Raw genomic sequence first — 15,025 nt, forward strand, 5'->3', positions numbered from 1 at the left:
AAGGGGGAATGGGAGATGAAGGTTCATTTTTTTACAGGTTTTCCTGGTTTCATTTCAAGTCAACTAATCCGAGCATTATTTCAAAAGAAACAAGCACAACAAGTAATTGCAATCGTATTGGCAGGTGAAACCATAAAGGCACATAAAGAAAAAAACAAAATATTAGAGGATTTTCCTGACTGTTCGATTCGAATTGTGGAAGGCGATATTACACTACCAAACCTTGGATTAGAAAATCAAACCACCAAAGAAATCGTACCGCAAATTGAAATGCTTTGGCATCTAGCTGCTATCTATGATTTAGCTGTACCACGTGACATTGCTTGGAAGGTAAATGTTCATGGTACAACTATGGTTAATGATTTTGTTCGCACCTTACCTAATTTACAGCGCTATATGTATTTCAGCACTGCCTATGTGGCTGGTACACGTGAGGGCGTACTGCGTGAAAATGAATTAATTCGACCAAGGGCATTTAAAAACCACTATGAGGAAACAAAATATGAGGCTGAGCACCGAGTAGAAGATTTAAAATCGGAAATACCGTTGACAATAATTAGACCTGGAATTGTTCGAGGTCATTCCCAAACTGGTGAAACCATTAAATTTGATGGTCCTTATTTCTTTTTAAACTTAGTTGAACGTTTAAAGGGTTTACCTTTTATTCCGTATATTGGTCAAACTACATCGACGATTAATGTAGTGCCAGTTGATTATATTATAAATGCTTCTACTTTTCTGGTTAATGAACAGAGTGCAGAAGGGAAGACACTTCATTTAACTGATCCTAATCCTCACCCTGTACAGGAGGTATACCGTACAATGGTGAAACTAGTTACAAATTCTTATCCAAAAGGACGTTTACCATTTATATTGGCTAAGCTATCGTTGCAAATTCCATTTATTCGAAAAAAATTAGGTGTTGAACAAGAAACATTAGATTATTTAACATGGAATGCCTCATTTGATACGACTGAAGCACATCATATCTTACAAAAAGGGGGTATTACATGCCCTGATTTTATACAGACGATGCCAAAAATGATTGAGTTTTATTTAGCACATAAGGAAGAGAAGAGCTATCAAATTCAGATTAAGTAACGAAAAAACATATAGATATTTTTGTCAGCTGTAAATGATAGTGCTATAATATTTGAAAGAAGATACCTTCGACAATTTGTCAAAGGGGAGTAGCTAACAGGCAATTAACTTTACCTGGTTTCACATTCGTCAATACATGGTACAACCATCGGGTGTGATAGTGAATGGCTCTATACGTATAACGTGTAGATTGAAGTACCATAAATAGAAAGGGTACGAATTTACTTAGCGAGACCTTTGCCTGAATTAGGGCAGGGGTTTTTTTCTTTTATACTTGGATGACAGGGTCATTGAGGGTATAGAGAGCTTAGAGGAGGCACTAGAATGGAAGCGATTTTATTACAATATGGCTGGGTGTTAATTGTCCTTGTTGTATTAGAAGGATTACTTGCAGCTGATAACGCGGTAGTAATGGCTGTTATGGTGAAGCATTTACCACAAGAGCAGCAAAAAAAGGCGTTATTTTATGGACTATTTGGAGCATTGATATTCCGATTTTCCGCATTATTTGTTATTACAGTTTTAGTAAATTATTGGCAAATCCAAGCGGTCGGTGCAGCTTATCTATTGTTTATGTCTGCGAAAAATATATATGATTTACGGAAACATAAAGATGAAGAAGAAGCAACTGAAAATGCTGGAAAAAAAGGTTCTGGTTTCTGGTTAACAGTACTAAAGGTAGAGGCGGCCGATATAGCATTTGCTATTGATTCGATGCTAGCAGCCGTTGCAATTGCTGTAACTTTGCCACACTTAGGTGAATTTGATATTGGTGGTATCAATGGCGGTCAGTTCATTGTAATGCTCCTTGGCGGATTTATTGGTGTCATTATGATGCGGTTTGCTGCCCAATGGTTTGTAAAAATATTAAATGATTACCCTTCACTTGAAACAGCGGCATTTCTAATCGTTGGCTGGGTAGGTGTGAAGCTAGTTGTCTTAACATTGGCACATGAGAAGGTGGGGATATTGCCTAAAGAATTTCCACATTCCACGGCATGGGAGTTAACATTCTGGATTGTCCTAGTTGGTATTGCTTTTGTCGGCTATTTAGTCGGTGTAAGAAAGAAAAAATAAGTATATGAACGTTGGAGGAATAGTTATCACTATTCCTCTTTCTTTTTTTATATATTTTTTCTATACTATAATCTATCTAGTTGGACATCATATGTGGGAGGAGTTGTTAAAGTGCCTTGGAAAAAATCATCAAATAAACTAGTCACACCATTTCAGGTACTTGTTTCTTATTATTTTATAGCGATAGCGATTTCCTTCCTGTTATTACGGCTTCCAGGCGTTCATCAAGAAGGTGTAAAAGTCTCTTTTTTAGATAGCTTGTTTACAGCAGTAAGTGCAGTAAGTGTTACTGGGCTAACAACAATTAATATTTCGGAAACCTATACTACCTTTGGGCTTGTAATGATTCTTGTTATTTTACAGTTAGGTGCCATTGGTATTATGTCACTTGGTACCTTTGTGTGGCTGCTTGTTGGGAAAAAAATAGGCATGCGTGAGCGTCAGTTAATCATGATTGATCATAACCAGTACAGTGTCTCTGGTGTAGTTAAGTTAATCCGCGAAATTTTAAAAATTTTATTTGGCATTGAATTAACGGGTACCATTATTTTAACGCTACATTTTACCAATTATTTTGATACCTTAGAAGAAGCCTTTTTACATGGAATTTTTGCCTCTATTTCTGCTACGACAAATGGAGGATTCGATATAACGGGAATGAGCTTACTCCCATTCCATGATGATTATTTTGTACAGATGGTTACCATGGTACTGATTGTATTAGGTGCTATCGGATTTCCAGTATTAATTGAATTGAAGACTTTTTTGCTTAATCGACGCGAGAATTTCCGTTTTAGTTTATTTACTAAAATTACTACTTCAACATACGCCATTTTATTTATAGTTGGTGCGCTTGTCATTTTACTCCTTGAATCATTTCATTCTTTTAAGGAAATGTCTTGGCATGAGGCATTATTTTCAGCAATGTTCCATTCTGTATCAACGAGATCAGCTGGACTGACTACTTACGATGTCACGACTTTTAGTGAAGCTACAGATATTTTCATGAGCTTCCTAATGTTCATTGGCTCTTCCCCGAGCTCAGTTGGTGGAGGTATTCGTACCACAACTTTTGCCTTGGCCATTTTATTCTTAATTACCTTTGCTAGAGGAAGAGAGGATATTCAAGTATTTGGACGAGAAATTCATTTGATTGATGTCTTCCGATCATTTGTTGTAATATTATTAGCCTTTTTCATGGTATTAGTTGCAACCCTTATCTTGCTTATAACAGAGCCAAATGCATCTCTTATTCAAATTATTTTTGAAATTACCTCAGCGTTCGGAACATGTGGTATGTCGTTAGGCATAACCTCTGATTTATCAGTGGTTGGTAAAATCATTATCATTATTTTAATGTTTATTGGTCGAGTTGGATTAATCTCATTCCTTTATACTCTTGGGGGTGGCGGAAGAGGAAAGAAATCAGGCTTCCATTATCCGAAGGAGCGAGTAATTATTGGTTAAATTTTTAAAGTATGTGGGGCATTAAGTAAGGAATATTCCATCGTATACCTCATATAAAAGTAAGAAATTATTATCTTGTCATAAAATATTCAAAAAATTTAAACTTTTATTTCCTGATTGGATAGAATGTTTTTTGGGTATTTTTTACAAAGTTTCACCAAACTTTGTTTGAGGAATTTGACCTATATTGGTAAGGCAGGCTATGAGTACTTAACTAACCGAACAATGTAGCGAAGAAAGAATAAATTTAGCAGTATTTATTGTTACTATGGGGATTTAAGAATCGTTTAAGTAATAAAAAAAGCTAGTCCTGATAGTTATCACAGGACTAGCGTTTCTTATTAGTTAGAGTAGATTGTTGCAAAGTAAGGTGCTTGACCATGTCGGAAATAGGTTAACAGATAGCCATTTTTTTGTACAATTTTGCCATTTGCAAACTCTTGGTAGTCAAGAGCATGAGGGATAATCAAGGTATGCTTAAACAACTCTTTTTCAGTTAACTTAAAGTTAGCAAATTCCTCACCTGCGATAGCTGGATCTTCTCGTAAAGCGTGATAAAGGGCTTTTTGTTGCTCTTCTGTAGGACGCTCATTCCACCACAGCTTCCGTGGTTGGAACTGCTGAGCCATTAAGTAATCAAGCTGCATTAAACTCTGGACAATGTTTAAATTCACATCATCAACCGTTTCTAAAAACATTAATAAACGACGGAATAAATCCTCTAGCTGATGGCCAATACGAGACCAACCTTTTGTTTCCCAATATGTTCCGAAGTTTTGGAAGAAATCAAATGGTGTATCAAAGACCTCTGTAACCAAGTATTCAATCGTATGATCCATGCGGTGATCATTCCAATACTTTTCAAGAACATCCTCTGCATGTTTAATGCGAACGATATCATCAAATGTTAGAACATTATTTGAAAAGATTTCGTAAGGAGATTGATCCACATAGGTATAGCCAAACTTTTCGGCTTCTAATCGAAGTCCTGTGCCGCGTAAAAGTTTCAAAAATCCAAGCTGTAATTCCTCTGGCCGCATTGCAAAAACGTCATTAAAGGTTTGACGAAAACTAGCGTAATCTTCCTCTGGTAAACCAGCAATTAAATCTAAATGTTGATCTATTTTTCCGCCATCTTTTACCATAGTTACTGTTCGCTTTAGTTTTTCAAAGTTTTGACGACGTTTTACAAGAGTATTTGTTAAATCGTTCGTAGATTGAACACCTATTTCGAATCGGAACAAACCTTTTGGTGCATTATCATTTAAGAATTGAATAACTTCAGGGCGCATTATATCAGCCGTGATTTCAAATTGGAATACAACACCTGGTTTGTGTTCATCAATTAAAAATTGGAACATTTCCATTGCATAGCTACGACTGATGTTGAAGGTGCGATCCACAAATTTAATTGTTCGAGCTCCGTTATCCATTAAGAAACGAATATCCTCTTTTATTTTTTCACGGTTAAAGTATCGGACGCCAACTTCAATAGAAGATAAACAAAATTGGCAGCTAAATGGGCAACCTCGGCTTGTTTCAATATATTGAATTCGCTTACCTAGATAGGGTAGATCCTCCTCAAAACGAAAAGGACTTGGTAATTCGCGCAAATCAATTTTAGGTGGCATAGCGTGAATCTTGACTTTTTCGTCCTCTAAATAACAAATACCAGGAACATCTTCTAACAATATTTCACCGTGGAAGTAGCGCAGTAATTGCTTAAATGAAGTTTCTCCTTCGCCCATCACAATGAAGTCTACCTCAGGTATTCGACGTAACCAATGGTGACAATCATAAGAAACCTCAGGTCCTCCGAGCAGAATTTTAACATTTGGACAGACAGTTTTTAACATTTTGATAACGTGAATGGTTTCTTCGATATTCCAGATATAGCAACTAAATCCAACGATATCAGGTTTTTTTTGGAATAAATCTGATACAATATTAAAAGCAGGGTCTTTAATAGTATACTCTGCTATAATTGGATTAAACTCCGGTAAAGCTGCGCCTTTTAAATAGCGCAATGCTAAATTTGTGTGAATATACTTTGCATTCAAAGTAGTTAAAATAGTATTCATGCAATAATCTTCCTTTCAACATCCTATTGTATCAGTCAAGTATCTGACATACAATATAATTCTTTTTACCTATTTATTTTGTGAACGGTTCGTGAAATAATTTAAAATACTTAAATTTACTAAATTTTGTAATAATAGAATCGTGCTGTCATAAAGTATAGTAAAGGCTCAAAATTCGATTTTAGAGGTTTTTTACTCTTTTGAAAGGTTCGGTGAGAAAGTTGAAGCAAAATGATATTAATCAATGTTTTGGAAATCTTATGAAAAGTACTTCGTCACCAACACTTATACTCAATAAAGCAGGGAAAATTTTGAACGTCAATGAGGCTGCTATCAATCTTTTCAATCTTAATTTAACCTATATTGGCTATTTAGCTATGGACGAGCCATCTAATTTTAAATGGACTAAGTTCGTCAAACAGTTACAAAATGATTTACGTTCAGAGGAAATTTTCAATATTCGCACAGTTGGAAATGACTACGAAATGTTATCTTTCAAATGTTTTTACGATCCCAACACAGAGGAAATTGTTGCGCAAATTTCAACATTAAATGATGATGTTGCCCATAAGTTATATGTTAGCCAAGCACATGAGAGAGCGCAATCATTTAATGCCTACGATTACTTACCTTATGCTGTTATTGTTAGTGACGCTAGTGGTATTATTCTTGGGCTAAATAAATATGCCGAAATGTTTCTGAAAGTTGAAAACTCACAACTTCTTCATAAAGCGCATCAGCATATATTTGATTCATTTACATTGAAAAAAGGGCAAATTACAACCTACCTTTCTAAGTTAATGGGTGAAAAACATGCAAGCATTCATGTAGTCGATGAAACACAAGTTAGCAGAACTTGCTATTATGAAATTTCAAGTATTTTTGATGAATACAATAATATTATTGTCACTGTTATTAATGATGAAACAGAGAAAAAGCAACTTCAGCATAAAGTTGAGCATCAGCAGGCATTAAACGTTGTGGGACAGATGGCAGCGAGCATTGCTCATGAAATTCGTAACCCATTAACTTCTTTAAAGGGTTTTACAGAATTACTAAAATTAAATGCTGATGATGAATCACGCATGTATCTCTCTGTTATTGACAGTGAGCTTCAACGGATGGAACAAATTTTATCCGAATTATTAGTGTTGTCTAAGCCAACAACGATGAAAGTGGAATTATTAGAACTGGATCATATTGTAAAGCAAGTCATTGAGTTTATGCTACCAGATGCACTCATGAAAAATATTATGATTCAGTATATTTCAACCTCTAATCAAGTCTATATTGGCGGCAACGAGAATCGACTAAAGCAAGTGCTGATGAATTTAATTAAAAATGCAATGGAATCCATGAACAATGGTGGTACGATTACCGTCGAAATGGCAACAAATGACTGTGCGATTGTCGAACTTATGATAAAAGATGAAGGTGTTGGCATGGACAGCACGACACTTCAAAACCTATTCCAGCCTTTTTACACGACAAAATCAACAGGGACAGGACTGGGCCTTGCTTTCGTGAAAAAGGTGATTGAAGAACATGAAGGAGTAATTGGCGTTAGTAGTGAACTACAGAAGGGGACATGCTTCCATCTGCAGTTTCCAATTTACACGTTTAATCAGATGGATACAATGGAAGTATCTACAAAAGATTCTGCTTATTTAGTAACATAAAGAAAGTAAAAATGGTTGCATAATAAACAACAAAAACTTCTAAATCATATATTGCTTTTGACAATGCTTTTCTAATGTCGCTATAATGTCATGTATAAAGAGCGAAGTGAGAGGAAAAGAATATGCCGTCAGAAGATCTAAAACAATCTTTAAAATTATATATTGTATTATCACGTGCACTAAAAGCAATTAATGAAACAACACATCAATTATTTCAGGATAATGGTTTAAACCCAACTGAATTTGCTGTTCTAGAACTTCTCTATCATAAAGGAAGACAGCCATTACAGCAAATTGGCAATAAAATTTTGTTAGCCAGTGGGTCTATTACGTATGTCATTGATAAGCTGGAGAAGAGAGGTTACTTATTACGAGTATCTTGTCCTGCTGATCGTCGTGTTACGTATGCAGAAATCACCCCTGAAGGTGAAGCTTTTATGGGAGAGCTGTTCCCAAAACACGAACAGCATTTGCATGAATTAATGAGTGTACTATCCCCAGAAGAAAAAGAACAAGCTATTACGTTATTGAAGAAAATTGGTCTTTCTATAAAGGACCTATCTTATTAAAAAAGTTGTCTCATTGATTTGAGACAACTTTTTTGTTATCAAATAGAAGGACGATAGACTATGTCTATCGTCCTTAGCATTTTATTATTTTTTAGATATAGTTGCTGCCATATTAAGCATAGCATCTGTTAAATCTTGTTCATCATTATCATGAATAGTTAATTTTGTAATGAGACCATCTTTCTCAAGGACAACCCCAATTACTTTCTCAGTGTCGAAGTCCACAACATAACCCTCGATATTTTGAACATCTTTGAATGCTGCTAATTCCTCAGCAGTTAGAGCGACTGTTTCACCCACTGCGTTCATATAATCTTGCATAGTTGTTTTTACTTCTTCAAAGCTCGATTGTGAAGCTTCAATTGTTTCAATACGCATAAACACTTCGTCATCATCATTTGACACTAACATGTCTTTACCAGGCTCTTCTTGTGTCAGTGTAAACCCAGGAAGTTGTTGTAGTTTATAGCTTTGATCAACACTTGCAGATTCAGTTGCCTTTTCTGTTTTATCTACACCATTTTGGACGTATTTTACATCTTGTTGAGGCTGTTTAGAAGCATCCTCTGTATTTGTATCATTTGATGCAGGTGTATCTTCTTCTTCCTCATTTGATTCACCTGCTGTATCATCTCCAGATGGTTTTTGATCGGCAGCAGTATTTGATGGCTCATTTTGCTGAGCATCTGAATCCCCTGTTTTATCAGATGTATTACAACCTACAACTAATACGGCTGTTAGTAATAATGCAAGAATAGAAACTAATTTTTTTTGCATAAAAAACCCTCCTTTTCTAAATTAAACGTTAGTAAAGATAAAATGTTTCCAAATATTAATGTTATGATGTTAAAGGTAACACTAAAAATAATAATAGTACAAAAACGACATGAGCTACAATAACAAGTGGCATACTTTTACGCCATTCATATAAGAAGCCCCAAATAATGCTTGTTACCAATGCAGCAATGACACCAAGCATAAATCCGCTAAGGGCAATTGATACAGCACATAATACTGCGGTAACTAAGACAGCCAGCGGTGGGCGCATAAAACGTTTTAACTGTTGTTGGATATAACCACGCCAAAATAATTCTTCACCTATAGCGACGATAAATACGAGTAAAACATAGTGCCAGATATTTTGTGGTCCGTAGCTTGCTAAAAATTTTTGAACGGATTGTACTAGATTATTATTAATATATGGAGCGAGCCAGTAACCAAAGCGAATAATACCATATGTGATGGTACCGTATCCAATACCAAAGAGTAAAAATTGCCATGTAGGTAATTGATCTTCAATGGAGCCAGCTAAGATGGCAATGGCAATACATACTAGTAGAGTGAATGCATACATGTACCAAAATACAGCTTGGTTAGCAAAGGTAAAAGCAAGCATGCCATAAACGAATAATAAAGAAAGGAGAAATAGTATTGTTTGTTTCGAATTTGTTAGCATATTCGACCTCCATACCTTAATCTTATCAAAAAAATAGTCCCTTATCATCTATTAAGACAAATAGGGACTATTCAGACTATTAAGCTTCATTAGTATATAAGATTTTATATCGTTTATGATTGACGACCGTTTTTTCTTCAATTTCAAGGGAATCAAAATTCTCCATATATGTTAAATTAACGATCACCGAATTTTCATTTACCTTTTCTACAATACCTTGGAGACCATTTTTAAACTCGATAATATTTCCAACTTCAGCTATTTTCACAGACAGTCAGCTCCTTCATCGACTAATAATATACAGTTTGCATGAAAAATTGGTAAACGTAAAGCTTTTTTTAAATAATTCATAATTTATTACACAAATGAGGAAAAGAGAGGAATAAAGTTCATGGAAAAATACGAAAATATGCTTAAACAATTACAAAATGGGGAAAGAGAAAGTATTGAAATCCAAAAGGAAGAATTTTACGAATTTAGAGAAATACTTGTAAAAAACCCATTATTTAAACATTTTAGAGGTGAGGCCAAGCAAAATGGGCGAATTATCTATACTTATACTGAAACACCAAGAAGTTAATTTGTCGAACATTGTCGTAAGTTAATGCTGTAAGAAATGAAATATAAATGTATAATAATGGTATGATTATTTGTGTGTGGAGGGTTGTATGAATGGTCAATCTACTCTTGAAACAAATGGAACAAACTCGTGAGATGATGATTCGCTCAGGTGTAGAAAACGGGTTACAAAATGCAAAAACCATTCAACTGAGTCGCAGATTAGATCAGTTAATGAATACTTATTATAGACAGATGGCATTTGAAGAAGAAAAAGACCAAGAAGACTAACAAAAGATTGTTCCAGTATTCAGCGTAAAAAAACATTTTAACATATATGTTTAAAATGCATTTCAATGGGGAATAACTTACTATGAACACAGCAACATTCTCATTTCCCCCTTTAGAGCAGTGATCCCCCAATCACTTGCTCTCTTTTTTTTTTGCTTATTCGGTATATATGCCCTACCTATAAATTTTAGTACAAGTTGTGGGAAGAGTTTGAAATATCCCATTCATTCACCTAAACTGAAAAGATATAGAGTTGAACTCTCATGGAGAGTGCAGACATTCTAGAACAAAGGAGCATTGTACATATGACAAAGAAACGTATTGCATTTATTGGAACTGGAGTAATGGGTGCTAGTATTATTAAGCATTTATTAAAAAATGGTCATGAAGTTACTGTCTATACTCGCACGCAAGAAAAAGCAGAACCTCTTGTTGCTTTAGGGGCATCATGGGCAAGCTCGCCTGCTGAAGCATTTAGAAACCATGAAATTGCTTTTACAATGGTTGGTTATCCTTCAGATGTAGAGGAAGTATATTTTGGGGAAAATGGCCTCTTCCAAACAGCAGAACAAGGCAACATTGTTATTGATATGACGACATCAGAGCCATCTTTAGCAAAGAAAATTTATATGCATGCTCAATCCATCGGAGTAGAGGCTTTAGACGCCCCTGTTTCAGGAGGGGATATTGGTGCACAAAATGGCACTTTGTCGATCATGATTGGTGGTGATCAAATCACATACGACAAGGTATTGCCAATTATGAAGCAGTTTGGAGGTAATATAATTTATCAAGGTGAAGCAGGAGCTGGACAGCATGCAAAAATGTGCAATCAGATTGTCATTGCCTCTGGTATGATTGGCGTGTGTGAATCATTAGCTTATGGACTAAAGGCAGGATTAGATTTACCTACCGTATTACAATCGATCTCTTCAGGCGCAGCAGGTTCATGGTCTTTAAGCAATTTAGCCCCACGTATGATAAAAGAAGATTTTGCACCAGGCTTTTATATTAAACATTTTGTAAAGGATATGAAAATAGCTTTAGATGAGTCAAACAAAATGGGCATCACATTACCAGGACTTGCATTAGCCTATGAAATGTATGAGAAATTAATCGCAGCAGGCTATGGTGATAATGGTACACAAGCACTCTTGAAGTATTATAAATAATTCGCGATGCGATTATGAATAGGAAACCTGAAGGCTCCTGAATGGGAGACCTTCAGGTTTTTTTGTTTTACTCTTTCCCGAAAAGTTGAGAATCCAGTGAGAAGCTGGATGCCCCTGCGAGAGCAAAGTAAAGAGCTATTGCACCTAATGCTAAATCTAATTCATAACCAGCCAATCCATCTGCCCCGATAAAGCCGATGCTAAGCTTTGCTGTAAAGATCGCCACAATCATTGTAATCGTTAATAAAGCACCAAATATTCTTGTTGCTAAACCTAAAATAATGGCAATTCCACCAACTAACTCAATAATTGCCACAATATACGCCATAAATCCTGGTATACCTAGACTATCAAAGAAGTCAGCTGTATAGCTAATACCGCCTTGAAATTTTTGAAAACCATGCACTGCAAAAATAACGCCTAGAACGATACGTAAAATTGTTGAACCAATATTTTGCATAATAAAGTAACTCCTTTTCTTTTTGCTTACAATTCGTAACTTGGTTTATTTTTAAAAACAACTTTTGTCAAGTAACTTAGTGTATTTTTAGAACAGGTTTTTTTAAAAAGTGATATACTGTTAAATAGGAACTAATCTAAAAGGGGGGAAGTCATTTGGATCAAAAAAATATTTGTCCACGATTTGAAAAAGCACTCATGATATTAAATCATCGTTGGAATACGCTACTTATTTATCAGCTACTAGATGGTCCGCAAAGGTATTCGATCATTAAAAATCAGCTGAATATTAGTAGCCGTGTATTAACAGAACGTTTAAAGGAGTTAGAGACTGAGCAAATAGTGCTACGTACAGTAATTCCCTCAACGCCAGTTGTCATTGAGTATGAATTGACGGAAAAGGGTTATGCTATTGCACCTGTGCTAAAAGCGATCGAGCATTGGTCCTCTGAATGGGTAACCATAGATATAGAATGATAAAAAGGTATTCAAGCGAGGGGCTTGAATACCTTTTTTGGGATTCACACAGAAAATAAGCGTTCAATTATCGACCATTTGGCAGTTATTTTTCAGTGAATTTACTGTTATATTGTAAATAATATTAATTTTCTTTAAAAAAAGGTATTTTTTATTTCAGAGAGAAATTAATTGTTTATTATAGAGAATGGAGAGGAGGGTATTATGGAGAAGAGTACAGCTATAGACGTACAACATCGAAGTCAATTAGCCATTTATTTATCATTACCGATACTTTCATGGGCATTTTATGATTTTGCGAATACAATTTTTTCTTCAAATATAAATACAATATTTTTTCCCTTTTACATGGATGAGGTTTTAGGAACAAATGAAGTCATGCAACAAGTTGCGAGCACCTTTATATCTTATGCAAATGCCATTGCAAGCTTGTTGCTCGTTATCTTTTCACCCCTTTTCGGTGTGTGGATTGATAACACAGGTTATAAAAAGAGATTTATTGTATGGTTTGCATCCATATCTATTCTGTTTACGTTTATGATGGGAATATTTGCGAATGTACAAACCACTGTCAATTACTCTGGTGTGCCTCTTAGTTTATTTTTGGTAGTTGCAAGTTTTGTCATAGCAAAATTTTTCTTTAATTCAAGTTTAGTATTTTACGATTCTATGATGGGTGATCTAGGAACAAAAGAAGAGATGCCGCTCATTTCAGGGTATGGTGTTGCAATCGGATATCTTGGTACACTTTTTGGATTACTTGTTTACTTGTATGTTGGTAACAGCGATTTTCATCGAGCGTTTATTCCAACAGCCATTCTGTATCTACTCTTTTCATTGCCATTATTCTTAATTAATAAAGATACGCCGATCCCAAAGTCACAACGAAAGTCCTTAAAGTTTTTAGATGGTTATAAAGAAATCATTCAAACATTTAAAGATATGAAGCAATATAAAGCAATCTTTACCTTTATGGTTGCTTATTTCTTTCTAAATGATGCCATTGCTACAACGATTGCTATGATGGCTGTTTATGCGACAACAATTGTTGGCTTTAGTTCTGGACAATTTATCGTTCTTTATTTGGTCTCTACTGTCTCAACAATCATTGGGTCACTTGCGTTTGGGTATATTACGAAATCAATAGGAGCTAAACGTGCCATTACAATTGTTGCACTTATTATGATTGTTGCTTTAATATTCGCTGTTTTTGCTTCAGCACAATGGATGTTCTGGCTTGCTGGTAGTCTATTTGGTATATCACTTGGCTCAATGTGGGTGACATCTCGGACATATATTATTGAATTATCACCGAACGAAAAACGTGGACAATTTTTTGGGTTGTTTGCTTTTTCAGGTAAAGTATCCTCCATTATTGGTCCAGCCATATATGGAACTGTTACATTGTGGATGAAGGATTATGGTACTATTGCTAGTCGTGTAGCATTATCAACGTTGATCGTTATGACGGTCGTTGGTCTATTGGTACATCTAAAAGTTAATGATAAAAATGGAAATAGCAAGTAGGAGAAATGTATTGCCTATGATACAATTGAATTATAAACAGATGTAGAGAAAGGAGCGGGGTTGCATTGGAACATAAAGGAATATTATTAGAAAGTGGAACAAATGAGCTAGAGATTGTTGAATTTGAAGTAGCAAACAATAAATTCGGCATCAATGTTATTAAAGTAAAAGAAATTATTCAACCGATCCCAGTAACGTTTATCCCACACGCGCACCCGCATGTAGAAGGAATCATTCAATTACGTGGTGAGGTATTACCTGTTGTAGATATGCTACGAGTATTAGGGATTCAAGGTGTTGAGCGTAATCCACAACAAAAATATATTGTAGCAGAATTTAATAAACAACGTGTCGTTTTCCATGTAGATAATGTAACACAAATTCATCGAATTTCTTGGAATCAAATCGAAAAGCCTTCAGATATGTATCAGGGAGGTACATCACAAGTAATCGGTGTGATTAAACAGAATGAGCAAATGATTCTATTACTAGATTTCGAAAGAATTATGGTGGATATCAATCCTGCGTCAGGAATTAGTGTGGAATCTGTGAAAAAACTCGGTAAACGTGAGCGATCTGGAAAGAGAATTTTAATTGCAGAAGATTCACCGTTATTACGTAAATTACTGTTCGATACAATGAATGAAGCTGGTTATGACAATGTTGAATTCTTTGAAAATGGCCGCGATGCTTATGAATACTTAGAGGGAATTGCGAAGAGTGGCAGTGACATAGCGGAGCATATTCAATTGGTGGTAACGGATATTGAAATGCCACAAATGGACGGCCATCATTTGACACGAAAAATCAAAGAGCATCCCGATCTTCAAAAGCTTCCTGTTATCATTTTTTCAAGTCTAATTACAGACGACCTTCGTCATAAAGGTGATCAAGTAGGGGCTGAGGATCAAATAAGTAAGCCAGAGATTGCAGAGCTCATTTTACGTGTTGACCAACTTATTCTGTAATCACCATGGCTTACATGATACTTCTCAATTTTAATAATGGGTATCCTGCAAGTATAAATAAATGAAAGTAAAGTCGGATGCCTTAATTAAGAGGGTCCGATTTTTTTGTATATGTCCTAATATTATGAACAAAATAAATGGTA

The 15,025-nt window shown here is 35.3% G+C and carries 16 protein-coding genes; 11 read left to right on the plus strand and 5 right to left on the minus strand.

What is annotated here, in order from left to right; genetic code table 11:
* Positions 1–15 precede the first annotated feature (15 nt).
* From NP781_RS01080 to NP781_RS01090, 3 genes are all read left to right on the plus strand, one after another.
* Entirely contained in the window at positions 16–1,101 is a 1,086-nt protein-coding gene (locus NP781_RS01080; protein WP_221679558.1) for an SDR family oxidoreductase, read from the plus strand.
* A gap of 324 nt (positions 1,102–1,425) precedes the next feature.
* Positions 1,426–2,178 carry a TerC family protein gene (locus NP781_RS01085; protein WP_004224572.1) on the plus strand — a complete coding sequence of 251 codons (753 nt, stop codon included), beginning with the start codon at positions 1,426–1,428 and terminating at the stop codon, positions 2,176–2,178.
* A 111-nt stretch (positions 2,179–2,289) separates the two neighbouring features.
* Complete coding sequence (locus NP781_RS01090; RefSeq protein WP_257521219.1) at positions 2,290–3,645, plus strand: TrkH family potassium uptake protein; 1,356 nt, start codon at positions 2,290–2,292, stop codon at positions 3,643–3,645.
* Between the two features lie 341 nt (positions 3,646–3,986).
* On the opposite strand, the gene NP781_RS01095 is transcribed toward NP781_RS01090, so the two are convergent.
* Positions 3,987–5,726, minus strand: coding sequence for a B12-binding domain-containing radical SAM protein (locus NP781_RS01095; protein ID WP_221679562.1), 1,740 nt, complete (start codon positions 5,724–5,726; stop codon positions 3,987–3,989).
* A 311-nt stretch (positions 5,727–6,037) separates the two neighbouring features.
* On the opposite strand from NP781_RS01095, the gene NP781_RS01100 reads away from it, so the two are divergent.
* Complete coding sequence (locus NP781_RS01100) at positions 6,038–7,405, plus strand: ATP-binding protein (protein ID WP_255600428.1); 1,368 nt, start codon at positions 6,038–6,040, stop codon at positions 7,403–7,405.
* Positions 7,406–7,527: 122 nt separating this feature from the next.
* Positions 7,528–7,974, plus strand: coding sequence for a MarR family winged helix-turn-helix transcriptional regulator (locus tag NP781_RS01105; RefSeq protein WP_004224579.1), 447 nt, complete (start codon positions 7,528–7,530; stop codon positions 7,972–7,974).
* A gap of 84 nt (positions 7,975–8,058) precedes the next feature.
* Here the strand turns inward: NP781_RS01105 and NP781_RS01110 are convergent, their stop codons facing one another.
* The 3 genes from NP781_RS01110 to NP781_RS01120 form a co-directional block, all read right to left on the minus strand.
* Positions 8,059–8,751, minus strand: a complete 693-nt coding sequence (locus NP781_RS01110; protein WP_048391996.1) for a DUF8580 domain-containing lipoprotein — start codon at positions 8,749–8,751, stop codon at positions 8,059–8,061.
* A 61-nt stretch (positions 8,752–8,812) separates the two neighbouring features.
* Entirely contained in the window at positions 8,813–9,430 is a 618-nt protein-coding gene (locus NP781_RS01115; protein WP_221679565.1) for a CPBP family intramembrane glutamic endopeptidase, read from the minus strand.
* Positions 9,431–9,509: 79 nt separating this feature from the next.
* Positions 9,510–9,698, minus strand: a complete 189-nt coding sequence (locus tag NP781_RS01120; protein WP_004224583.1) for a YkvS family protein — start codon at positions 9,696–9,698, stop codon at positions 9,510–9,512.
* Positions 9,699–9,821: 123 nt separating this feature from the next.
* On the opposite strand from NP781_RS01120, the gene NP781_RS01125 reads away from it, so the two are divergent.
* The 3 genes from NP781_RS01125 to NP781_RS01135 all read left to right on the plus strand — a co-directional run bounded on the left by NP781_RS01125 (position 9,822) and on the right by NP781_RS01135 (position 11,451).
* Positions 9,822–10,010, plus strand: a complete 189-nt coding sequence (locus NP781_RS01125; RefSeq protein WP_257521220.1) for a hypothetical protein — start codon at positions 9,822–9,824, stop codon at positions 10,008–10,010.
* Positions 10,011–10,102: 92 nt separating this feature from the next.
* Entirely contained in the window at positions 10,103–10,279 is a 177-nt protein-coding gene (locus NP781_RS01130) for an aspartyl-phosphate phosphatase Spo0E family protein (RefSeq protein ID WP_004224595.1), read from the plus strand.
* Positions 10,280–10,584: 305 nt separating this feature from the next.
* Positions 10,585–11,451: an NAD(P)-dependent oxidoreductase gene (locus NP781_RS01135; protein WP_257521221.1), complete on the plus strand. Its 867-nt coding sequence runs from the start codon at positions 10,585–10,587 to the stop codon at positions 11,449–11,451.
* A 67-nt stretch (positions 11,452–11,518) separates the two neighbouring features.
* On the opposite strand, the gene NP781_RS01140 is transcribed toward NP781_RS01135, so the two are convergent.
* A complete protein-coding gene (locus NP781_RS01140; RefSeq protein ID WP_221679571.1) occupies positions 11,519–11,911 on the minus strand; it encodes a DoxX family protein in 393 nt (130 codons plus the stop codon).
* Positions 11,912–12,066: 155 nt separating this feature from the next.
* Between NP781_RS01140 and NP781_RS01145 the strand changes: the two genes are divergently transcribed.
* From NP781_RS01145 to NP781_RS01155, 3 genes are all read left to right on the plus strand, one after another.
* Positions 12,067–12,387 (plus strand): winged helix-turn-helix transcriptional regulator, encoded by a 321-nt coding sequence (locus tag NP781_RS01145; RefSeq protein ID WP_257521222.1) that lies wholly within the window; start codon positions 12,067–12,069, stop codon positions 12,385–12,387.
* 204 nt (positions 12,388–12,591) lie between these two features.
* On the plus strand, positions 12,592–13,914 hold the full coding sequence (locus NP781_RS01150; RefSeq protein ID WP_221679574.1) for an MFS transporter: 1,323 nt from the start codon (positions 12,592–12,594) through the stop codon (positions 13,912–13,914).
* 65 nt (positions 13,915–13,979) lie between these two features.
* A complete protein-coding gene (locus NP781_RS01155) occupies positions 13,980–14,882 on the plus strand; it encodes a chemotaxis protein (RefSeq protein WP_257521223.1) in 903 nt (300 codons plus the stop codon).
* The last annotated feature ends 143 nt before the right edge of the window (positions 14,883–15,025 follow it).

It is taken from the genome of Lysinibacillus sp. FN11, assembly GCF_024628845.1.
Classification (GTDB): domain Bacteria; phylum Bacillota; class Bacilli; order Bacillales_A; family Planococcaceae; genus Lysinibacillus; species Lysinibacillus capsici.